This window comes from Marinobacter sp. 1-3A, from assembly GCF_016597775.1.
Classification (GTDB): Bacteria; Pseudomonadota; Gammaproteobacteria; order Pseudomonadales; family Oleiphilaceae; genus Marinobacter; species Marinobacter xiaoshiensis.
This window is the reverse complement of the sequence record NZ_VCGZ01000006.1, coordinates 233,162-255,793: the sequence shown is the minus strand read 5'-3', so window position 1 is coordinate 255,793 and position 22,632 is coordinate 233,162. Positions and strand designations below refer to the sequence as shown.

Here is a 22,632-nt window from a genome sequence, read left to right as displayed (position 1 = left end):
TTCAGCCCCAGTCATGTTGCATCTGAAAAGCAGGTGCATGAGCGCTCTGTGTAATCAGAGGCGCAAGCACCGGAAAGGTGTGCAAGATACCGCATATGTGCGGTTGAGGTCAGCCCCTTTCGGATGAGCTGGCGTGATCACAGGTTCACGGCGGCCTGCCGCCAGCCACATCAGGATTATTACCTATGATTCAGCGCAAGCCACCGTTCGTATGCAGGGCTAACAACCGTTAAACTAACGTGCAATTTACGCACAGGTCCGGGTTCTTTAATAATCACAATTTATATTTTTGTGAAAACCCGGATAATTACGCGCTCATTCAAAACGGACGCCCAAGGCAGCGCCACTTACCTCGCGACTTGCCCGCGCCCGTCAGACCTCTTCTTGAATCTTGAAGGGGCGAAAGGCTCAATACTAGCTAGGATGAAAAACCAATGGCCGCTAAACAGGCAGACGTAGTGCTGGTCGGAGGTGGTGTCATGAGCGCCACCCTCGGCGTAATGCTCAGGCAGTTGGACCCGTCCCTGAAAATTATCATGCTGGAGCGTTTGGATCACGTTGCCCATGAAAGTACGGACGGATGGAACAACGCAGGAACGGGGCACGCAGGATACTGCGAGCTGAATTACACGCCCGAGACCGAAGACGGCGATGTAGCGATCGAGCGTGCGCTCCAGATCAATGCGCAATATGAGGTTTCGCTTCAGCTGTGGTCGCATCTGGTAGAGCAGGGCATGCTGCCCGAGCCATCAAAGTTCATAAACCGTACGCCACACCAGAGCTTCGTTTGGGGTGAAAAAGATGTCGCTTTTCTCAAGCGTCGTTATGAGCTTCTGAGCGCTCACCACCTGTTCCGCGAAATGGAATACACCGAATCCCCTCGAGAGCTCGAAAACTGGATGCCTCTCGTTGTTGAAGGCAGGGACCCAATGCAGCGGGTTGCTGCAACCCGTATCCGCCACGGTTCAGATGTGGATTTTGGTTCTCTTACCCGCAGCATGGTTGAGTACCTGCAAAGCCAGCCCAACTTTGAACTGATGCTTGGCTGCCCGGTGCATTACATAGACCAGCGCGATAACGGCCGTTGGAAAGTTCGGGTGAAAAACCAGCACACCGGTGAGCTCACCAAACTGGAAACCGGATTTGTGTTCCTGGGCGCCGGTGGTGGCGCGCTGCCGCTGCTGCAGAAGTCCGGAATTGCAGAAGCTCGAGGCTATGGTGGCTTCCCTGTTAGCGGGCAATGGCTGGTATGCCGCAAGCCTGATGTCGTAAAACAGCACCACGCCAAGGTATACGGCAAGGCACCCATTGGCGCACCGCCCATGTCGGTACCGCACCTGGATACCCGCATAATCAACGGCGAACCGGCACTGCTGTTTGGCCCGTTTGCCGGCTTCACGACCCGCTTCCTCAAGCAGGGCTCGATCTTCGATCTGTTTGGCTCAGTTCGCACCAGCAACCTCAAACCCATGTTGTCGGTGAGCAAGAGCAACATGGATCTGACCCGTTACCTGATCGGCGAAGTTTTCCAGTCCCACAGCGACCGCGTGGAAGCGCTCCGTAACTTCTTCCCGGAAGCTGAGGAAGAAAACTGGGAGTTGCGTAATGCCGGTCAGCGCGTGCAGATAATCAAGCAGGCTGAAGGCGGTGGCGGGAAACTGGAGTTCGGGACTGAAATCGTGGCCTCGAAAGACGGTACCCTGGCGGCTCTTCTTGGGGCCTCCCCTGGTGCATCGACAGCTGCAAATGCAATGATCAGCGTTATTGAGCGCTGCTTTGCACAGAGCATGCAGACACCTGAATGGCAGGAGCGCATGAAGGTGATGGTGCCTTCCTACGGCCAGTCACTGGTGAATGACGGTGAATTGCTGGCGAAAGTACGAGAAAGAACGCTCTCTACCCTGAAGTTGAACGGATAATCGCTGAAACATCAGGGCGATCGGGATATCTATGTATAATCGGGTGATGCACTAACATCTAAGGGGTTTGGCGCACAAGCTGGTTGATGCTATCCGTGCCTTGGACGAAAGCGAGAGTTTGGCCAGATTTGGCAAGCTCACCCTTGTATTCGAACTTGTGCGCCAGATACTCGTGCAGCCGGAAGGCTGCGCCTTTGTTGAAGCGCGTGCAGAGCGCCTGGAAAAAGCCGGTGTATTTACAGGTTCGGACTGGGCAGAGCCCGCCACCTTGCTCCCCTCCTTAACCCCCCATTCGTTACAAAGCCCGAACGCAGATACGGTAGTAATCGAAGCACTTAGTGAGCTTCGATTGCTGGCGGTTGTTCGTGGCACCTATTTGCACCCTCTGGTGTCTGCTGAGCAGGCACGGGACTACCTGACGCAGGTTCTGGCAGTCAATCTTGGCCTGCTGTTCGGTATGGCCGGCGAGGCAGAGCGTGAGCAGGGCAAGCTGGCACTTATCAGCCAGCACGTTGTGCAGCACGTGGCTGAGCATATTGGTTACGAACACGTTATTGATAGCCTGATTGAGGAGATTTGGCGTATTCTGCAGCAGCGCCCGATTCAGGTGGGTGACGTGCGCAAGATGATCACCCAGATTGCGATTTGCCGGGCTGAGCCCAATGTCGATCTTGGCAATGCGGGTCGCGGGGCGGACCGTCTGATCTCCAGCTTGTATGGGCCAACCCGGGCGTGCAGCGAAGACCCGGGTATTGTGGTGTACCAGCAGCGGCTGGAATCCATGGATGGCCCCACGTTACAGAATGAAGCTACCGGGTTTGCGCGCTCCATGCACGATACCGGCCTGGTGTCGCCTTACCATGCCTGCTTTGTGCGCTACATACTGGAAGGGCAGGATTACCTGCTCAGCGAAGCTCTGGGGCTCTCAAGTACTGGCCGCGACTGCCTGATGTGCTATCGCGAGCTGGTGTATGCGCTCATCACCGAAGGTGTTTTCCCCGAGACAGCACAAGGGCTGTATGGCCTTGCGCTGATGCTGGAACGGGGCATTCTTTATCAGCCCCCGGTAGCGCCCGCGCTCTGGCGCCAAGCCAGATTGAATCTCTGCCCACAAGCCCGTGAACGCCTGCAGCTTGCCTATGGCTATCAACCGCAGGCCGGTGCCTGGCTGATCCAGGGAGTACTCAATATGCTGGGGCAGCCTTTGGGCGTGGGGCAGGGGAATAATCCAACCTGCCAGTCTGCTCGCGCCCTGTCCATGTGGGCCTACAACGACCCTGACTATCTCTTGCAGATGGTTGCCTGGGCGGCCAGAGACAATGAAATCGTTATGCATTTTGAAGGGCAACCGGTCTCTTCAGCGCAAAGTCTTGGTGGGGTTGCTTCAGAAGTGACCTTGGATCTCGACCCGGTCTCGCTGGTTGTGGTGCCCCACCTTGACCGGGTATACGGGGAGATGGGCCGCATGTGCATAGGGCGTGAGGGCGACCCGCACCGGTGGGTAAACCCGGAATTCCATGGCTGGTCTGCCGGGCGAGGGTTTGCCATCAATGTGGATGTCGCTACCGGTAACCTGCAGGGATTGCCGTAACCGACAGGGCCGCACGTTTCATTGGCTGGCACGCGATTACCATTCTGCGGATAGCATTGGATCCGGAAGGCGAGATGCGCGCGTATTTCTACAACCCAAATAACGACAGTGGCCAAAACTGGGGTGATGATGTGCACGTGAGCACGGAAGGCATGGGGGAGCGGTTTGGAGAAGCGTCTCTGCCGTTCGAGCAGTTTACCTCCCGGCTATACATCTTCCACTTCGATCCACTTGAGCGGGGTGAGCCGGCGGATGTTGGTGAGGAAGAGCTAAAGCGGGTAATGGCACGGGTCTATCGTAGTTGGGGAGAAGACCGGATGCCCGTTAATCATCTTCAGGCTGAACCACCCCAAGCAGAATAATCCGGTCATTCTTTTATTGCCTGGGCGGGCAGCCTCTGAGCATGGCGTTTAGCAATTCGTCTGCATCAAACTTGGTTAAGGCTTCGTTTGCGCCTACCTGATTGGCATAGCTCAGGCTCATTTGGCTGTTCAAGGATGTGTGCAGAATGATGAATGGCTGTTTCAGGGTAGCCCTGTCCCGAACGTTAAACGTCAATTCGTAGCCGTCGAGACCGGGCATCTCGATATCGCTCACCAGAATATCGACCGGTCTACCGAGTTCGTTGTCGTTCAGCAGGATTTTCAGCGCTTCGTCACCGTTGGTGGTGACCTGGTAGGGGATGCCTTTGGCGTCGAGCACATCACACAGTTGCTTGCGAGCAACTCTGGAATCATCCACTAAAAGAATGTTCAGGGTTTTCAAGGCTTCGCGCTGCACGTCTGTGAGCGCAACATCGCGGGTTTCCAGCGAATCGGGGTATACGTTCGCCAGCAGAAGCTCAACATCCAACAGCTGAACAATCTCGTCATCCACGTTCAGCAGGCCGGTAATAAATGCCCTGTCGCCCAGCATCGCCGGTGGGGACTTCACCTTCTTCCAGTCTGTCTCGATGATTTTCTGCACACTACGCACCAGAAAGCCTGTTTCCTGGCGTTGAACGTCCGTGATAATAATGGTCGACGTTTTTTGCTCGTCTGCGGTTAACGCCGGATAACCAACGGCCGCAGCCATATCAATAACCGGCACGGCTGAACCACGGAAACTCGTTGCTCCTACAACCGCGGGATGACTGTGAGGCATTTTGGTGAGCGGTTTGAAGGGCAGTATTTCGCGGATTTTCAGTGTGCCAATCCCGAATAGCCGCTTGCCGGACAGGTTGAATAACAGCAATTTCTGGGATTGTGTGGCTTTACTGGACATAACACCCGGATCCTTGAAGATAGCCCCCCTCATAATGCCAGAGCGAGTAAGGGGAGCAGATCACATTCGATACGGGCTAACGATAGCAAGCTTACGAGCCGTTATCATCAGAAAAGTTAGAGCAGTGATGGCAATGAGTGTTCGTGGCTTAAGGTACAACCGCATACGCGAGGATTTCCACCAGCATTTCTTCACGGGCAAACCCGGACACAATAATGGCGGCGCGGTTGGGGTAAGGCTCGGATACAAAATCTGCATATACCCGGTTCACCACAGCAAGATGTTCCCGGTCGGTCACGTATATAACAACCTGGGTCAGGTCGGATACACGGCTCCCCGCGCTTTCCAGTGTGTGCTTCAGATTGGCCAGGGTCTGGATAATCTGAGGCTCAATACCACCATCCACAACCTTTCCCTCTGCATCAATGGGAATCTGTGCTGTAAACAGCATGCCATTGCCCACGGTTGCCCAAGCCAGAGGGGACTTGGAAGCAGGTAAGTCTGTTTTAACCGGATATGGATTCATCAGTGACTCCTTAGTCGTTATCGGTTGTTCCGGCGCCTGCGCCCTGACGTGAATCGTCGGAAGCTTCCACCAGCATTTTCGTTGCCAGTACTTTGAGTCGCTCCCAAAGAACAGTGTCTACTTCGATGCCATCAACGAGTGATCGTTCATGCCAGTCCAGCATCGCCGCGCGATTTTGCAAAATCAGGTCATTAGCCGGCGCTTCGGGCTTAAGGTTTGGCAGAAGATCTACGTGGTTCACCATCACCAGTGTTATGCCGTTATTGGGCTCGGTGTCATCTGGAATGGATGGCAAGCCGTACATGCATATCTCCGGCTCAGCCTCGCCTGATTTAAAGCTCACCAGTATTTCTGTCAACGGTTCGTGAGAGTTGCGCCAGAATGCGGTAACGCTCATGTCACGGCGGGCGATGCGGGAAAGGTATCCCACAATCAGCATCCGGTTATGGCAGTGGCGAATTTTGGTAACCGAGAGGCCTCTGGCCCGGCACTTTGCATAGCCCAGCTCAATTGCCAGGCTGGCGTGGCCAAGAATCGTCTTGTTCTGGGCATCGACAACGCACAAATCCGCATCCTGATAGATCAGCTTGGGTGGCTGGGATTTGTCTTCGTTGAGCAGAAAGTCCAGACCTTTCCCCAGAGCCGCCAAGCCATTAAGGCCATGGGCTTCCATCCAGGCCACCATGTCAGCTGCATCGCTGGCGTCGCCATCGTCGAAGCCAATGCCAATGAATGCTTTTCGGGAGAGCCCTTGCAGCTCGTTGTATGACACTTTCATAGCTTGCCGCCCCGGTTTTTCTGGTCGTTATCAATACTTTCGAGGCCAGGTTCCAAAGGAAAACCCCAGTCATCCAATTGGTGTAACGGTAGCCGCGGATCGTTCAGCTCACCGGGCAGCGGCGCCCCCTGAAACAACGTGATGCGAACCCAGCGGTCAGACTTCGGATCAAACCGGCTGGCGCCAAAAAATGACAGTTTGGTCCTTAACAGGTGCATGGGTTTCATATCCCTGTGCCAGAGGTTTGCGCGGATCTCTCCGTAAGGTGTATCTCCGATGGTCTGGATGCGGCGTACGCACTCCTTTTGCCCCGGGTTGGCCAGGAGGAACTCCACTACTATGGCATTCGGGTTGCTCTCCAGAAATTCATCGAGCTTTGTAAGACAGCGGCTAATCCGTGGGCCAACCGCGAGGGCCAGTTCCTTCTCGGCGCCGGACTCCGTTCCGCGAATGCCTAACCTGGGTTCTTCTTTTTCGACGGAGCGATACCAGAACCAGTAGTTGTCATCCGGGCAGTCCTCGCGGTAACTCAGAGCCCAGCCAAATTTCTCGTGAATCAGGTCGCGCAGTTTCGAGGCTTTCATGTCGGGCTTCAGATCCATGGATTCCTGACAGCCCAGTTCATCATCAATAGGCTCAACCAGTTCCGGGTACAGCTCTATCAGCATGGTGTTGATGAGTTCCTGGGCTTCCAGGGAACAGTGATTCCCGGCCCAGCTTATGAGTTCTTCATAAAGCCCCTGGTGCGCTGGCGTGCGATCGAGCCATTCAACAACTTCAATAACCGACTTGGCTGTTTCCCGATTGCGCAGGGTCTGTTCTTCATCTTCAGTGATGGTCTGCTGCAGGTGCTTCAGAGCGCGAGCCATCAGAGATCGCAATGCCTTGTGGGTTTGTTCATTCGCAGGCTCTGCACGGGCAAAGGCCAGAGCGCGCTCCCTACCGTAAACCCACTGCTGAATCAGTTGCGGGTGGTTGATAAGAAACGGAGCCATACCAAGCCCCGTGGAATTGCCAATGCCCAAATAGCGTTGCAGCTCCGGGTGCAAAGGCACGGCCCGATCGGGCGACTGCACTTTTGCCAGATGATTCAGCTGTTCCACTGAGAACTGCCGTAGCACGTAAACGGCCAGCATCTGGGCTGCAAATGGACGATTAAAATCCGGATTGCGCTCAAGCCGTGCAAAGTCAGCAATGCCAAACTTGCCGTTGCCATAAACCGCCGTGGTTCTGTAGAGGTAACCCACAGCTGTTAGCCAGGCGGGATCAGGTTGTTTTCCCGCCGCAAGAGCCGCCAGAAACTGGCTGAAATTGCGCAGGCTTCTGTTGGCCCGTGAGAGCACAAGTACCCTCGGGTGCTGGCGGCCGGCTTCCTGCAAGGGTACGTTGGCCGCCATTTGTTCCAGCAGCGAGCTTTCTGCTTCGCCTTCAACCAGGGCAAAGGTGACATCCCATGCTTCCGCTATTACCCGGTCGGACCGCTGTTCTGGCTCCAGATCCCTGGAAAAAATCACACACTCGTAGTAGTTACCCGGTGTTGTGATGCGGTAGATCGCCAGGCCGTGGCCCTTTGAATCCAGATCAAACACCGTATTGGTAATCTGCCAACTTTCAGCGATCATTTTTCGCATTAGCGATCTGACAAAGCTGAGCCGGCTGGCAAACATGCTGCCCAGCCGTTCCAGCTTCATCACCTCACTTGCAGGGCGTAGGTTGTCGTGTGGTGCGGATGCTGAGGTTGCTGAAATCATGATCTCACCCTTGCCCTTACAGGCATATCTACAGGCTAGTGTTCAAAGTTATCAGGATATGAGTTTCTGCTCTCGTGCCATGGCATAGGCCGCTTTGGGCCCAAGCCACAGCGATGGCAGCAGTACCAGCGACACCGGAATAGCGGTGATCACAATAAACTGTTGAAGCACACTGATCTGCCCGGCGCCCATGTACAGCAGGATGGCGGCCATGCCGGCCATCGCCAGGCCCCAGAAGGCCCGCACAAAGGTATTTGGCTGGTCGTGGCCTGAGCTTACTACGGCAATGGAGTAGCTCATGGAGTCACCTGTGGTGGCGACAAAAATGGTAGTCAGCACCAGAATTGCCAGCGCCATGAATGCGCCACCGGGAAGGGATTGGGCGACCGTGAGGGTGGCCACATCAAAGCGGAAGTTGTTCAGTGCTTCGGCAAGATCAATCACGCCGGTCATCTGGTAGTAAATGCCTGAGCCGCCCAGCAAGGTAAACCAGATAGTGGTGGCAATAGGCGCCATCACGGCAACCGCCAGAATCATGTCGCGGATGGTTCTGCCGCGAGAGATGCGGGCCACGAAGATTGCCATCAGCGGTGCATAACCAATAAACCAGGCAAAGAAGAATACGGTCCACCACTGCATCCACCAGCCCGGCGCCGTTTCAGCGGTCATGGTGGCCATTTCCATGAATGAAGACACATACTGCCCCATGCTCTGGAAATAGGTGTTGGTGAGGAACAGTGTTGGGCCAAACACGAAAATGATCGCGGCGACAGCCAGCGCCAGAAACACGTTTAGCCGGCTGAGGAACTGTATGCCGCGGTGAATACCCGTTACCGCGGAGGTCACGTAGATAATTGCGAGAACCACCAGAATGGCCATTTGTGTGGCGAGGCCGTCTGTCATGCCGAATAATTCGCTAAGCCCAAAGCTCATCTGGGTGGCCAAAAAGCCGATAGGGCCAACGGTTCCGGCAACGACAGCAATCACGCAGCAGGCATCCACCACACTGCCCAGCCAACCGCACATAATGCGTTCACCAAATACCGGGTACAGCAGTGTTCTTGGCTGCAGCGGTTTGCCCTTCACATAGTGAGCATGGGCCAGAACAATCGCCGCGAGAGTTCCCAGAACCGCCCAAGCCAGAAAGCCCCAGTGCATGAAGGACTGTGCCATGGCATTGGACACCGCCGCTGCGGTACCAGGTTCTGTTGTATACGCAGGAGGTGTCACAACAAAGTGATAGATGGGTTCACCGGCCGCAAAGAACACGCCGCCGCCGGCCAGCAAGGTGCACATAATGATGGAGAGCCAGCGGAAGGTGCTCATCTCCGGCCGGTCGAGGTTGCCGATTTTGGCCTTTGCTGCTGGTGTGCAGGCGAGACCCATGGCGATAAAGAAGGTTGCCAGCAGTAACATCTGGAAGTAAGTGCCAAACACTTTGGCCGTCCACGCAAAGCCACCGCCAATCAAATCAGCCACGCCTTTGAGATCAAACAGCGAAAATCCGACAAACAGAACGATAAAGCCCACGCTTAACGCAAGGACAATGGGGTCGCCAAGTTGAGCTATAGAATAGTCTCCACCGGCCTTGATGTTGTTGTTTTTCATGATGCCTACCTTTGTTGTTTTTGCACCTTGCTCTATCTGTGCTGTTTGGCCATCCGTGCATGCTGGCATTTCAGGATCATTACAAAGGCTTGGTACCGATTTTCAGTTGGTTCAGCCAGTTAAGACCCATGATTTTCTCTATCTCTGTCTCGTTAAATCCTTTTTGTCGCAACCCCTCGATAATGGCAGGGAAGTCGCGGTTGTCCTTGAACCACGACAGAGGCCTGGGCCATCCGGCGTTGTTCTTGTTACCCTCGCCAAAGTCCATTTCTTTCGACCAGCGGCCGTTGCGCATCCAGTCCAGAACCGACTGCGGCTGACCTTGGCACAAATCCGTGCCAATGCCGATGTGGTCTATGCCCATCAAATCCGCGGTATCGGCCACCATGTTGCAGAAGCTTTCGAGGGTGCAGTCTGGCCCGTCTTTCAGGTGAAACGGGTAAACTGAGAAACCAAGTAATCCGCCGCTTTCAGCAATAGCCTTCAGCACGGCGTTAGATTTATTCCGCTTCGCCGGGTGGAAAGATGCCGGGTTGGCGTGGGAAATAATCACCGGCCGGCTGGATAGTTCAATAGCATCCAGCGTGGATCGCTCCGAACTGTGGGACATATCGATGATCATGCCCACACGGTTCATTTCCGCGATGGCCTGTCGACCAAACCGGCTCACGCCACTGTCTTCAGCTTCATAACAACCAGCGGCCAGCAGGCTTTGGTTGTTGTAGGTGAGCTGCATGATCATCAGGCCAAGGCGGCGCATCACGGCAATCATGTCGATGTCATCTTCGATGGGCGAGCAGTTCTGGGCGCCAAAAAAGATGCCGATTCGGCCAGCTTCCTGTGCTACCTGGATATCCTCGGCTTCATAGACCGGCATGATCAGGTCGCTATGTTGTTCGAAGCGCCGGTTCCAGTCACCAAACCGTGAGAGAGTCTCCCGCGTGTTCTCGTGGTAAACCAGAGTGGCGTGCACAGCGGAAACACCGCCGGCACGCATCTGCTCGAATATCTCCCGGGACCAGTTGGAGTACTGAAGCCCATCAATGGTGAGCATGGAGTTCATCCTCTTATCAGGCCCGCACGTAGCAGGTTTTCACAACGGTGTAGAATTCGCGGGCATACTGACCCTGCTCACGGGGGCCGAAACTGGAGTTTTTGCGGCCGCCAAACGGAACGTGGTAATCCGTACCTGCGGTTGGCAGATTCACCATCACGCAGCCAGTTTGTGCCCGGGCTTTGAAGTCTGAAGCAATCTTCAGAGAGTTGGTGATGATGCCGGCTGTCAGCCCATACTGGGTATCGTTCAGGGTGGTCAGCGCAGTTTCGTAATCAGGTACCTTGATGACGCACGCAATGGGGCCGAATACTTCATCCCGGTTGATTGCCATGTCGTTGGTGGTGCCGGTGAACAGCGTAGGCTGCATGTAGTAGCCATCGGTTTTCGCGTCTACTCTGGAACCACCAAACGCGAGCGTTGCGCCGTCGGCCTTGGCACGTTCAATCCACGCCATGTTGGATTCCAGCTGGCGCTTGTCTGCGATGGGGCCAATCTGCACACCCTCTTCAAGCGCGTGACCAACCTTGGCCTGCTCAAGCCGTGCCTTCAGTTTTGATACAAACTCATCATGAACAGCTGTTGTCACGATCAAACGTGAGGATGCGGTGCACTTTTGCCCACTGCCTGAATAGGCACCGTTGAACGCGGCTTCTACGGCAAGGTCGAGATCTGCATCATCAAGCACGATCAGGGCGTTCTTTGAGCCCATTTCGAGCTGACACTTAACCAGATTGCCTACGGTAGCTGCTGCAACCCTGCGGCCTACCTCGAGGGAACCGGTAAAGGTAATGGCTTGTACATCCGGGCTGTTGATCAGGGTTTCGCCGGTTTCGCCACCTGAACCCATCACCAGGTTAAAGGTGCCAGCAGGCAGGTTTTGCCTGCTGATGATTTCTGTCAGGGCCCAGGCGCTGGCAGGAACCAGGTTGGCGGGCTTGAATACCACCGCGTTGCCAAAGGCCAATGCCGGGGCAATTTTCCAAACGGCGGTTGCCATCGGAAAGTTCCATGGGCTGATGATGCCCACAACACCAAGTGGCTCACGCCGAACGTCGATTTCCACGCCAGGGCGAACGGAGTCTGCACGCTCATCAATCTGGCGCAGTACTTCGGCGGCGTAGTAATGGAAAAACTGACCAGAGCGATAAACCTCGCCTTTGCCTTCTGGTAGAGGCTTGCCTTCCTCTCGGGAAAGTAGCTCGCCCAGTTCATCCTGGCGGGCAATCAGCTCGTTACCGATTGCCATCAGAATGTTATAGCGCTGCTCAAGACCACTTTGGCTCCACTGGGCAAAGCCGCTTTGGGCGGCACTGATGGCCTCTTTGGTTTGCTCGTTGGTAGCCTGATCATACTCGCCGATAACATCGCTGAGATCAGACGGGCTGGTGTTGGTGATACTGCTAGCCCCGGTTACCCATTGGCCATTGATATAAAGCGGATGCGAAGTGGACATGACGACCTCCTTATTTACGATGCATGCATACTAGTCAAGATGTAATAATAAGCATAATCAATTATAAAGATTGAGCGATAAGGAGTGCTTATAAGGTGAGTGCAATATTGCCAGAGCTGAAAATTCAGCAGTTACGCTATGTGATCACGGTTGTGGAAGAGGGTAGTTTTCACGGGGCATCCCGGCGATTGCACCGTACCCAGCCAGCCATCTCAATGGCCGTGCGTGAGCTGGAAAACCGCCTTGGGCAGAACCTGTTTGAGCGTGGCGCACAAAACAAGTTAACGCCGTTTGGTGAGTACTGCCTGCCAAGGTTCCGTGATCTGGTAGGCCAGCATGACCGCACTGCAAAAGATGTGGTGAGCCAGGCTGGTGGGCAGCAGGGCCACATACACATTGCCACCGTGCCCTCGGTGGCCAGTCGGATTATGCCGTCGTTCCTGGCGGAGTTTATTGAGCAGTTTCCCGGTCTCAATATCAGTTTGCATGATGAAAACGCCCACTATGTTTGCCAGATGGTGGCGCACGGTGAGGTTGATCTGGGAATAACCAGTCTTTGGCAAAATACTGATGACTTGGAGTACACCCACCTCTTTGAGGACAAGGTTGGGGTGGTGTGTCGTAAGGATCATGTCTTTGCTGCGGCAACGTCGCTGGATTGGCGCAGCTTGCAGGGTGAAAAGTTGATTCGGAACGGAACATCCCGGCTATTGATGGGCACTGAGGCTACGGAGTTGGTGGAGAACAGCGCTTTTTACATTTCCAACATGATTTCACTGATTGCCATGCTGGAAGCGGGTGCTGGCATAACAACCCTGCCGCGATTGGCGTTCCCGGAGCACAGCGCTAACCTTTGCTTTATCCCGTTATGTGATCCGGATGTTGTGCGCAGAATTGGATTGGTGCAGGCGGCAAACCGCACGCTCAGCCCGGCAGCTCAAGCTATGCACTCTTTTGTTCTGGAGAAGTTGCAGTATGACGTGGTGTGACGGGGCAGGGTGCTGATGTGCTTGCTCCTCCCGCAAAGCAGAGCGCTTGTCGGGAGGAGCAAGAATGTTTCACAGCCTGAGAGCGACGCTCCCGAGGCTGCTGATCAGTATTGTTTATTCAGGAATCAGCTTCTGTTCCCGCGCCATGGCATAAGCCGCTTTGGGGCCGAGCCACAGAGAAGGCAGCAGGATCAGAGATACCGGAATGGCTGTGATCACAATGAACTGCTGAAGCACACTGATCTGCCCCGCACCCATGTACAGCAGAATGCCTGCCATGCCTGCCATTGCCAAACCCCAGAATGCGCGCACAAAAGTATTCGGCTGATCGTGGCCAGTGCTCACAACAGCAATGGAGTAACTCATGGAGTCACCGGTGGTGGCAACAAAAACCGTGGTCAGTACCAGAATAGCCAGTGCCATGAAGCCGCCGCCTGGCAGAGCCTGGGCAACCGTCAAAGTTGCTATATCGAAGCGGAAGCTGTTCAGAGCCTCAGTCAGATCTATCACGCCGGTCATCTGGTAATAGATGCCTGAGCCGCCCAGCAGGGTAAACCAGATGGTTGTGGCAACAGGTGCCATAACCGCAACCGCCAGAATCATTTCACGAATGGTTCTGCCGCGAGAGATACGGGCAACAAAAATGGCCATCAGCGGTGCATAGCCAATAAACCATGCGAAGAAGAACACAGTCCACCACTGCATCCACCAGCCCGGGGCGGTATCGGCCGTCATGGTTGCCATAGCCATGAAGGAAGAAACGTATTGGCCCATGCTCTGAAAGTAGGTGTTGGTGAGGAACAAAGTAGGGCCGAAGACAAAAATAATGGCTCCGATGGCCAATGCCAAAAACACGTTCATCCGGCTCAAAAACTGAATGCCACGGTGAACGCCGGTTGCCGCTGAGGTCACGTAGATCATAGCCAAGGCAATCAGGATGGCCATTTGTGTTATCAGGCCATCAGTCAGACCAAACAGTTCGCTGAGCCCAAAGCTCATCTGGGTTGCGAGAAAACCGATGGGGCCAACAGTACCGGCTACAATGGCAATTACGCAGCAGGCATCCACAACACTGCCCAGCCAGCCGCTCATAACGCGCTCACCGAATACCGGGTAAAGCAGTGTGCGTGGCTGCAGAGGCTTGCCCTGTACATAGTGTGCGTGTGCCAGAATGATTGCGGCCAAGGTGCCCAGCACAGCCCAGGCCAGAAACCCCCAGTGCATAAAGGACTGAGCCAGTGCATTGGAAACTGCTGCAGCAGTGCCCGGCTCTGACGTGTAGGCTGGCGGTGTTACTACAAAGTGATAGATGGGCTCGCCAGCCGCAAAAAAAACGCCACCACCGGCCAACAGCGTACACATAATGATAGAGAGCCAGCGGAAGGTGCTCATCTCTGGCCTGTCGAGGTTACCAATTTTAGCTTTCGCCGCCGGTGTGCAAGCCAGACCAATAGCGATAAAGAATGTGGCCAACAACAACATCTGGAAGTAAGTGCCAAACACTTTGGCAGTCCAGGCAAAACCGTTACCAATCAGCTCAGCTACGCCTTTGAGATCGAACAGAGAAAAGCCAACAAACAGCGCAATAAAACCAACGCTGAGCGTGAGTACTACCGGGTCGCCAAGCTGAGCTATTGAATAGTCTCCGCCTGATTTGTCGTTACCCTTAATCATAAACTAAACCTTTTTTAATAAATTCCGGCGCGGGACAGTGCCATAAAAACCCTGCCAATACCAATCCAGGCCCGGTTTTTCTGCCCATGGAGGCGCTCGTTTGGCGGCTTCTGGGAAGCATGCTGAGGAACATCCGAACTCAGCAGTCATGTCGAGGTTCAAGAGTGATATCGGGAGGGCTATATCCAGTTGATGCTCGCAGGCTAGCTGGGCATTTCGACAGCTACACTCAATCCCCTGGAAGTGCATGAGAAGGTTATGTTCCCACCGTACCGCTCAACGATCTCACTTACGATGGCGAGTCCCAGGCCATGCCCGGGTATCTGTTCATCCAGACGCAACCCGCGCTGGCCCAGGCTGGACATTTCATGTGCTTTGACTCCGGGGCCGTCATCAGTCACAACGATGCTGGCAATGCTTTTTCCTTGTGTCAGAGAAAGTTCAACGCACGAGGTCGACCATTTACCGGCATTATCGAGAAGGTTCCCTAATATTTCGTTCAGGTCCTGTTCCTCGATTGGCCAGTGACACTCGCCGCTGAGTGACGTTGACAGTTCAAACGACTTTTCGGGATAGAGTCGGCCCAGCATCCACAGGAGATCACGGGCTTGTTTTACGGGATAGACGCTTTTGCCGACCTGTGGGCCTGCAAACCGGCTGCGCCTCATTTCCGATTCCAGTTGCCGGTCGATATCACTCAAGCGCGAGCCCATCTCATGCCTAAGATCATTTTCCAGCGGGCGGCTGGTATCTTCGAGAACCTGCCTGACGGCAGCGATGGGCGTTTTAACGCTGTGAGACAGGTTTGCGAGCGCTTCCCGGGAGCGCTCAAGCCGCTGGTCCAGGGAGTCCAGAAGTTGGTTGAGTTGCTGCACCAGTGGCCGGAATTCTTCCGGAGCCTCCACGTTTATCCGGGAAATTTCACCGCTCTGTAGGCGCTTGAGAGCAGCTTGGAGCGAGACCACGGGGCGCATCGACAGATTGATGCCGAACCAGATAATCCCCACAAGCAACAAGATCAGCAAAATCGATACGATTGCTGTCCAGGCATGCAGTTCGGCTTGGCTGTTTTGCAGCGCGCCCATATCTTCTGAAACGATCACGGTGAAAGGTATATCGTTTGCCAAAAATGATTTTCGATAGGCGAGAATGTCGGAGGGCGCATTCGGAATCTCAGCACCGTGCACCCTGATGCTGTTCTGGTCATTCGATAACAGCATGGGGCTCAGCAACGGTTGCCAGGATTGTGGAGATATGACTGTTTGAGCCGGAGACTGGATAGCAAAAGCATGATGGAATACTTTCTCAAAATAATCTCCAGTCTTGAGCATGTCTGTCTGGCCACCAGCCTGGCGAATATGATGTTCCAGAAAAGCCACTTCATCCTTTAGGCGGCTCTCGACAAATTCCCGGGACATTCGTTCCAGAAGCAATCCATGCACAAACCATGCGATGGCCATCAAGCCTATGCCTGCGGGTAATAGCAGGAGCAGAAGTGCCCCTTTTATGGAAACAGGCTTTCTAAACAGTGTCATTAAACAGATATCCCTGACCGCGCCGGGTTGCGATGGTTTCTGCGCCAACCAGCTTTCGCAGGCGCCGGATGTAAGCTTCGATGATATTTTCGTTGGGGCTTTCGTTTAGATTATATAGCTGCTCCATGAGCTGCTCTTTGGAGAAAATATGACCAGGCCGTCCCATCAGACAGCGCAGTAACCGGAATTCCGTACCGGTCAGGCTGTGTTCCGTGCCATCTTCGATTTGCAGGCACTGCCGATTTTCGTCGAGTTCAAACCGCCCCACTTTTACCGTTGAGTGACCCCTGCCTTCGCTTCTGCGCATGATGGCATTCAAGCGGGCAATCAGCTCCTCCGTTTGAAAGGGTTTGGCCAGGTAGTCATCCGCGCCTGCTTTGAGGCCGTTTACCTTATCTTGCCAGTCCCCCCTTGCGGTCAGGATCAGTACCGGAAAGGCAACTTTGTTTGCGCGCCACCGTCTCAGCACATCCAGGCCATTTCCGTCTGGCAGCCCGAGATCCAGCACGCCTGCCTTGTAGTCTTCCTGCTCACCTAAAACCACCGCTTCTTTGGCTGTGTGGGCGATATCTACACTGAATCCAGCCTTCTCAAGTTGGCTAGAAAGCCCCTCCGCAAGCAGTCGATCATCCTCTACCAGCAGCAGTCTCATGTGTCGCTTCCTTCTTACGTCAAAACAGTCGGCAGCAGTGTCGCTTATCAAACTGAACTGAGCCTGAACTGCAAATAAATCCGGATTTTCAGAAAGAGTTCAGGTTCGTGCGCGATGGTATCAGGCGTTTTAGCACAACATTCACGTTGCGGGGCAAACACAGGTTTTGAACGCACGTTACGCCGCACCACAGGAGAAGATTTGATGAGTCTAGCAAAGTTCGCAGTTGCAGCAGTTGCCATTTCAATGCCCTTGGCAGCACTTGGAGCAGGTACCCACGGAGGTGGGCATGGTCACAGCGCCAAGAGCGGCGAACCGGGTAAAGCCTCGGACGCCAGCCGCAGCATCACCGTGGAGATGTATGACAACTACTACGAGCCTGAAAAAATCGAGGTAAAGCCAGGAGAAACGGTGCGCTTTGTCGTTCAGAACAAAGGGCAGTTGGTGCACGAATTCAACATTGGCACCCCCGATATGCACGAAGCACATCAAAAAGAAATGATGATGATGGTTGAGCACGGCGCTATTCAGGGCGGCAAGCTCAATCACGACATGATGGAAATGGATATGGGGCACGGCAAGTCCATGAAGCACGACGACCCGAACAGCGTGCTTTTAGAGCCGGGAGAGAGCCAGGAAATCATCTGGACGTTTTCCGAAAAGGGCAATATCGAATTTGCCTGCAACGTTCCAGGGCACTATCAGGCAGGCATGTACGGCGAAGTGAATTTCAACTGAATCCTTTTGAACAAGTAAGAGTTTATCGCGCCCGCTCAATAGCCGGCGGGTCGGGATCTTTGAATACGACGAAGTAGTTCGGGAGCAGTTGATCATGAAGATGACCCTTGTCGCAGGCGCATTAAGCCTGCTTTTGCCCGCTATTGGCTTAGCGGGTGAGTACAACCTGACCGTGGACCGAGTGACAATCGATACCGGGGAATTTGTGAAAGAGGGGGTTGGTTACAACGGTACATCTCCTGGCCCCACTTTACGCTTCAAAGAGGGAGAAGAGGTTTCTATCAACGTCACCAACAACCTTGACGAGATGACCTCTATTCACTGGCACGGTTTGATTCTTCCCTTTGAGCAGGATGGTGTTCCAGGGATCAGCTTTCCTGGCATCAAACCCGGAGAGACGTTCACCTACAGGTTCCCCATTACACAATCGGGAACCTACTGGTTTCACAGCCACTCGGGCTTTCAGGAGCCGGAGGGGGCCTCTGGTTCCATTATCATCGAACCAGAAGGGCGAGAGCCGTTTCGCTACGATCGCGAATACGTGGTTCAGTTGACGGATAAACACCCGCACGCCAGCGAACGGGTTATGCGCAACCTCAAGATAACGCCGGATTACTACAACCGTAAACAGCAAACCGTGGGGGAGTTCTTTTCGGACGTTTCAGAAAACGGCTTCCTGAGCACGGTGAAAGAACGCCTGGCATGGGGCGACATGCGCATGATGCAGGCCGATGTTGAGGATCTGCAGGGTTTTACCGGCATGATTAATGGCAAAGGTCCGGAACAGAACTGGACCGGTCTCTTTGAGCCCGGCGAGCGAATTCGGCTGCGTTTTATCAACTCATCCGCAATGACCTATTTCGATATCCGGATTCCGGGCCTGAAAATGACCGTTGTGCAGGCTGATGGAAATAACGTACAGCCGGTCAATGTGGATGAATTTCGTATTGGTGTTGCGGAAACCTACGACGTGATCGTTCGGCCCAAGGACGAGCAAGCCTATACGATTTTTGCCGAGTCTATGGGGCGTTCTGGCTATGCGCGAGCAACGCTGGCGCCAGAGGAAGGAATTGAAGCGCCTGTTCCCGGGTTACGTGAGCCCGCACGATTGACCATGGCGGACATGGGCGGCATGCCGGGAATGGATCACGGTGACATGGGCAGTGCAAATAAAATGGCTGAGATGCCTGATATGGACCATTCCAATATGGAGGGTATGGATCATAGCGTGATGATGCCCGAAGGTGGTGCAAGTGATCCGTTCTACGCCAAAGGCAGTGGGCTGGTTCCAACCGCAGCCAATGGCGGCAAGTTCCTCTCTTATGCCGATCTGAAAGCACAGAAGCCTCTTTATGAAGAACGGGAGCCCGCACGAGAAATCGAGCTGCGGCTTACCGGCAACATGGAGCGCTACACCTGGAGCATCAATGGCGTTAAATACGAGGACGCTGATCCCATACGCCTGAAATATGGCGAACGGGTCCGCTTCAAATTCGTCAATGAAACCATGATGACGCATCCCATGCACCTGCACGGTATGTGGTCGATTCTCGATGTTGGCGCAGGCCAATGGAATCCGATCAAACACACCGTCAGTGTGCAGCCTGGCACCACGGTTTACATGGAAACCGAAGTGGATGCGCCTGGGCAGTGGGCCTTCCATTGCCACCTGACTTACCACATGGCGGCTGGCATGTTCCGAAAAGTGATTGTTGAGGGTGGGCCGGAATCCACTCAGGCCGCATTCAGTGAGCAGCCGAGCGAAATTGGGGGTGACGTATGAAGCTTTGGATGCCGTTGATTGCAAGTGCGGTTGTTAGCTTGAGTGTCATACCGGCGCTGGCGTCTGCTCAAGAGCGGATGCCGGATACCACCCAGCGCAAGCAACCGTTGAAGGTGTGGGGCGCGCAGTTCGAAGAACTTGAATACCGTTACAGTGACAGTGATGAAGAAATAGGTGTTTGGGACGCGGATTTCTTTTATGGCACTGACAATTTCAAAACTCGCTGGCTTACCAGTGGGGAGTATTCCTTCGAAGAGCAAGCTTACGAAAAACTCGAAAACCAGTTGGTGGGGCAAATCCCGATATCAACATTCTTCGATGCAAAGGCCGGGGTACGATTCGACACTCCGGAAGGCCCGGATCGAACCTATGCAGTTCTCGGTGTGGCAGGCCTGGCGCCGCAGTGGTTTGAAATCGATGCGAACCTTTACGTGAGCAAGGACGGCGACACTTCTGCTGATCTGGATGCAGAGTATGAATTGCTGCTCACCAATTACTGGATACTCACAGCTACTTTCGATGCAACAGCAGCGTTCAGCGAGGATCGGGAAATTGGAGTAGGGAAGGGCCTGGTGTCCACAGAAACCGGGTTACGGCTGAGCTACGACCTAGTTGACCGCGCTTTCTCGCCTTACGTTGGTGTTGTTCACGAACGCAAATACGGTGATACAGCGGATTTTGCCAGGGCCGATGGCGGTAGCACGGAGGATTGGTTTGTAGTCGTTGGGGCGCGGCTCTCCTTTTAAGAGAAGAAGCATAAAGGAAGATAGATGAACACCACCACTGAATAACTTGGGTGCACGAATTGAATGCGTAAGGTAAAAATTTCATTTGGAATTCTTTTAGTAGGATTGATCAGTGGTTGCAGTGACGGGACGGTAGATGGCCGCTGGTACACCCAAGCCCAGGTCGAGCGTGGCGCAACCGTATTCGACGACAACTGCGCAAGCTGTCACGGCTCCAACGCCCAAGGCGCCTTTAATTGGAGAAAACGGCTGGAGGATGGCTCCTATCCACCGCCACCACTTAACGGAACGGGGCACGCCTGGCATCATCCATTCGACATGCTGATGGGTACGATCAACCAGGGTGGCGCTCCCATGGGTGGCCAAATGCCCCCGTTCGGAAATGAACTCTCCAGGGACGATCAAAAAGCCGCCATCGCGTTCTTCCAGAGCAAATGGGATAAGCGGATTTATGATGCATGGTTTGAAAGGAGTGGGATGTAATTTGGCTTTTGGATCATTATGGAATGAATAGGCATAAAAAAAGCCCCGTTTCCGGGGCTTTGGGGCGTTTCAGTGGGTCTCGCTGGACCCCTTGAAACTCTTGGTTGGTGGAGACGGCGGGAATTGAACCCGCGTCCGCCAGCACTGTGCCTTGAGATCTACATGTTTATGTCCTTCTATTGATTTAACCTCGAACGACCCGAAGGCCAGGGTGTAAGAGGCGAGTTCTTTAAATCTTAGCCGTTAGCCAGTGAACTCTGGATAACGGAGCATCCCGTAAGCGATGACGTCCTGAGATGTAGCTCTGGGCTACGGGCGACCCAGTCAGGACGACTAGCGGCCCTTAGGCTGCTAGTGCGTAGTTTTCGTCGTTTGCGACTATTGCGTTGCAGCTTTGGATTTACGAGATTCGCTGCCATCTCGACATGCACCCAAGGGTTCGCCACCAGCGTCGAAGCCATGTCGTCCCCTTACTCACAGTATATGTGGCCGCCTCGCTTAACTTCAAGGCCTCATTGTTGTTGTTTTGTGCAGTCTTGCCTGAAGGGCCAATGATTCTCAGGCTGACTGGTGTTTTTTGCTCTCATGCCGGCCTGCCAGAGCTGCGTGGCTCAAGGCCTCGAAGCTGTCCCGGAAATAGTCCATCACGTCATTCGGGTCGGCATGAATGGCTTTGTCCACAGTAATACCGAACTGCACCGTACCGGCGTAGCTGAAAATGCTCATGCCAATACCTATGTTGCCGCTTTGTGGCACCCAAAACATAGGCTGCACCAGTTTGCTCCCAGCCAGATAAACGGGTTCTCTTGGGCCCGGTACGTTTGTGAGTACCGCCGAGGCTTTATTGCTGAGGAGGTCCAGGGCTCGCCGCTCCAGAATGTCCGGGCCACGCCCGAACAGGTCCAGCAGGCTGTAGGTAACCTGGGCCTGATAGGACTGTTTGAGGCGGTTCATGTTCTCCTGCACCTGCTGGAAACACATTATCGGGTCTGCGATTTCAATCGGCAGGCATACCAGTACCAGGCCAAACTGGTTTCCAAGCGTTTCGATGGGCTGGTTAAGTGGCCGCAAGTTGAAGGGCACGGCAACACGTATCCCGCAGCCCGGGATAACTTCCTTGCTCGCTTTAAAGTGCCTGTGGAGTGCGCCGGTTGTGGCGCACAGGAGGACATCGTTAATAGTGCCACCCAGCGCCTTGGCACAGGCTTTTACTTCCGCAAGATCCAGTGGTTCCGCCCACGCTACCTGCTTGCGGCCAGAAAGTGGGTTTTTGAGGCCTGTTTTGGGTTCAAAGGGCGAAAGGCCCAGCTTTAGCAGGTCCACTGCAACACCGCTGGCAGTGCTGGCAAGCTTTAGGGGGTAGTTGGGTTGGTCCCTTACCGCCTGCATAAACAGGCGAGCCTGCTGTGTTGCTGCTTCGGTGGTATCAAGGGCGCGATGTAGAACCCGGCCCACGATTGAAGATGAGGGCTGTTTTTGGGCTCGTGTCGGGAATGCTCTCTTGCTGCCGGGTTCCGGTGTTTTGTCTGTGAGTGACAGCAGCACCCGTACAAGGGAAATGCCATCTGCAATGCAATGGTGGATGCGGATCAGGAGCGCGCATCCGCCCTGGTAATTATCGATGTAATGTATCTGCCAGAGGGGGCGACGAAAATCCAGCGAGGTGCTGTTCAGATCACTGGTCAATGCCTGGAGTTCATTCTTTCCGGCTTTGCCAGGGAGGGCTATCCGGTGCAGGTGGTTGTCAATATCGAAGAGCGGGTCGTTCTGCCAGTATACCTTGTCACCTTCATCAACAATGTGCTGGCGGAACCTCTGAAAACGCAGGAAACGCTCATTGAGGATGAGCTTGAGGCGGCTTGTTGCGATCGGTTTATCGAAAACCAGTACCGCCGAGATCATCATCGGGTTACTGGCCGTGTCCATCCGCAACCATGAGCGGTCTACCGCCGTCATTGGGGTTCGTTTAGGTGGCATAGTTCCTCCCTCCGAGGTGCACCGAAACCGCAGTATAGGCAGGATAAAAAACGGTGCATAGAGAGGGAGTATGCGACACAAAGCACCTGCACTTTATGACGCGGATCAG

At 54.3% G+C, this 22,632-nt stretch carries 17 protein-coding genes, 1 other RNA gene and 1 pseudogene; 7 read left to right on the top strand and 12 right to left on the bottom strand.

What is annotated here, in order from left to right:
• Window positions 1-434 precede the first annotated feature (434 nt).
• Together mqo and FE848_RS11795 are read left to right on the top strand one after the other, a co-directional pair.
• The gene (gene mqo / locus FE848_RS11800) at window positions 435-1,919 is read left to right on the top strand and encodes a malate dehydrogenase (quinone) (RefSeq protein ID WP_200203045.1); all 1,485 of its coding nucleotides are present in this window, start codon (window positions 435-437) and stop codon (window positions 1,917-1,919) included.
• Window positions 1,920-1,986: 67 nt separating this feature from the next.
• Window positions 1,987-3,872, top strand: a pseudogene (locus FE848_RS11795) (hypothetical protein).
• Between the two features lie 13 nt (window positions 3,873-3,885).
• Here the strand turns inward: FE848_RS11795 and FE848_RS11790 are convergent.
• The 7 genes from FE848_RS11790 to FE848_RS11760 form a co-directional block, all read right to left on the bottom strand.
• The gene (locus tag FE848_RS11790; protein ID WP_200203043.1) at window positions 3,886-4,773 is read right to left on the bottom strand and encodes a chemotaxis protein; all 888 of its coding nucleotides are present in this window, start codon (window positions 4,771-4,773) and stop codon (window positions 3,886-3,888) included.
• A gap of 148 nt (window positions 4,774-4,921) precedes the next feature.
• Window positions 4,922-5,299, bottom strand: coding sequence for a RidA family protein (locus tag FE848_RS11785; RefSeq protein WP_200203041.1), 378 nt, complete (start codon window positions 5,297-5,299; stop codon window positions 4,922-4,924).
• A 10-nt stretch (window positions 5,300-5,309) separates the two neighbouring features.
• Window positions 5,310-6,077 carry a DUF3726 domain-containing protein gene (locus tag FE848_RS11780; protein ID WP_200203039.1) on the bottom strand — a complete coding sequence of 256 codons (768 nt, stop codon included), beginning with the start codon at window positions 6,075-6,077 and terminating at the stop codon, window positions 5,310-5,312.
• On the bottom strand, window positions 6,074-7,828 hold the full coding sequence (locus tag FE848_RS11775; RefSeq protein ID WP_200203037.1) for a hypothetical protein: 1,755 nt from the start codon (window positions 7,826-7,828) through the stop codon (window positions 6,074-6,076). The genes FE848_RS11780 and FE848_RS11775 overlap by 4 nt, the downstream gene beginning before the upstream one ends.
• Window positions 7,829-7,879: 51 nt before the next feature.
• Window positions 7,880-9,436 (bottom strand): BCCT family transporter, encoded by a 1,557-nt coding sequence (locus FE848_RS11770; protein ID WP_200203035.1) that lies wholly within the window; start codon window positions 9,434-9,436, stop codon window positions 7,880-7,882.
• Window positions 9,437-9,515: 79 nt separating this feature from the next.
• On the bottom strand, window positions 9,516-10,499 hold the full coding sequence (locus tag FE848_RS11765) for a dipeptidase (protein WP_227715307.1): 984 nt from the start codon (window positions 10,497-10,499) through the stop codon (window positions 9,516-9,518).
• A gap of 7 nt (window positions 10,500-10,506) precedes the next feature.
• Window positions 10,507-11,946, bottom strand: coding sequence for an aldehyde dehydrogenase family protein (locus tag FE848_RS11760; protein WP_200203031.1), 1,440 nt, complete (start codon window positions 11,944-11,946; stop codon window positions 10,507-10,509).
• A 104-nt stretch (window positions 11,947-12,050) separates the two neighbouring features.
• Here FE848_RS11760 and FE848_RS11755 point away from each other — a divergent pair, with 104 nt between their 5' ends.
• Window positions 12,051-12,935 carry a LysR family transcriptional regulator gene (locus FE848_RS11755; RefSeq protein WP_200203146.1) on the top strand — a complete coding sequence of 295 codons (885 nt, stop codon included), beginning with the start codon at window positions 12,051-12,053 and terminating at the stop codon, window positions 12,933-12,935.
• 114 nt (window positions 12,936-13,049) lie between these two features.
• Here the strand turns inward: FE848_RS11755 and FE848_RS11750 are convergent, their stop codons facing one another.
• The 3 genes from FE848_RS11750 to FE848_RS11740 all read right to left on the bottom strand — a co-directional run bounded on the left by FE848_RS11750 (window position 13,050) and on the right by FE848_RS11740 (window position 16,796).
• Window positions 13,050-14,609, bottom strand: coding sequence for a BCCT family transporter (locus tag FE848_RS11750; protein WP_200203029.1), 1,560 nt, complete (start codon window positions 14,607-14,609; stop codon window positions 13,050-13,052).
• Between the two features lie 203 nt (window positions 14,610-14,812).
• Entirely contained in the window at window positions 14,813-16,144 is a 1,332-nt protein-coding gene (locus FE848_RS11745; protein WP_200203027.1) for an ATP-binding protein, read from the bottom strand.
• Window positions 16,131-16,796 carry a response regulator transcription factor gene (locus FE848_RS11740; RefSeq protein WP_200203024.1) on the bottom strand — a complete coding sequence of 222 codons (666 nt, stop codon included), beginning with the start codon at window positions 16,794-16,796 and terminating at the stop codon, window positions 16,131-16,133. Before FE848_RS11740 ends, FE848_RS11745 begins: the two co-directional genes overlap by 14 nt.
• Window positions 16,797-17,000: 204 nt before the next feature.
• Here FE848_RS11740 and FE848_RS11735 point away from each other — a divergent pair, with 204 nt between their 5' ends.
• From FE848_RS11735 to FE848_RS11720, 4 genes are all read left to right on the top strand, one after another.
• Entirely contained in the window at window positions 17,001-17,534 is a 534-nt protein-coding gene (locus FE848_RS11735) for a cupredoxin domain-containing protein (protein WP_200203022.1), read from the top strand.
• A 94-nt stretch (window positions 17,535-17,628) separates the two neighbouring features.
• Window positions 17,629-19,317, top strand: coding sequence for a copper resistance system multicopper oxidase (locus FE848_RS11730; RefSeq protein ID WP_200203020.1), 1,689 nt, complete (start codon window positions 17,629-17,631; stop codon window positions 19,315-19,317).
• Window positions 19,314-20,063, top strand: coding sequence for a copper resistance protein B (locus FE848_RS11725; RefSeq protein ID WP_200203018.1), 750 nt, complete (start codon window positions 19,314-19,316; stop codon window positions 20,061-20,063). The genes FE848_RS11730 and FE848_RS11725 overlap by 4 nt, the downstream gene beginning before the upstream one ends.
• Before the next feature lie 63 nt (window positions 20,064-20,126).
• Complete coding sequence (locus FE848_RS11720; protein WP_200203016.1) at window positions 20,127-20,546, top strand: c-type cytochrome; 420 nt, start codon at window positions 20,127-20,129, stop codon at window positions 20,544-20,546.
• 105 nt (window positions 20,547-20,651) lie between these two features.
• Here the strand turns inward: FE848_RS11720 and ssrA are convergent.
• Window positions 20,652-21,016: a transfer-messenger RNA gene (gene ssrA / locus FE848_RS11715) on the bottom strand.
• Window positions 21,017-21,104: 88 nt separating this feature from the next.
• Window positions 21,105-22,523 carry a WS/DGAT/MGAT family O-acyltransferase gene (locus FE848_RS11710; RefSeq protein ID WP_200203013.1) on the bottom strand — a complete coding sequence of 473 codons (1,419 nt, stop codon included), beginning with the start codon at window positions 22,521-22,523 and terminating at the stop codon, window positions 21,105-21,107.
• Window positions 22,524-22,632: the final 109 nt, after the last annotated feature.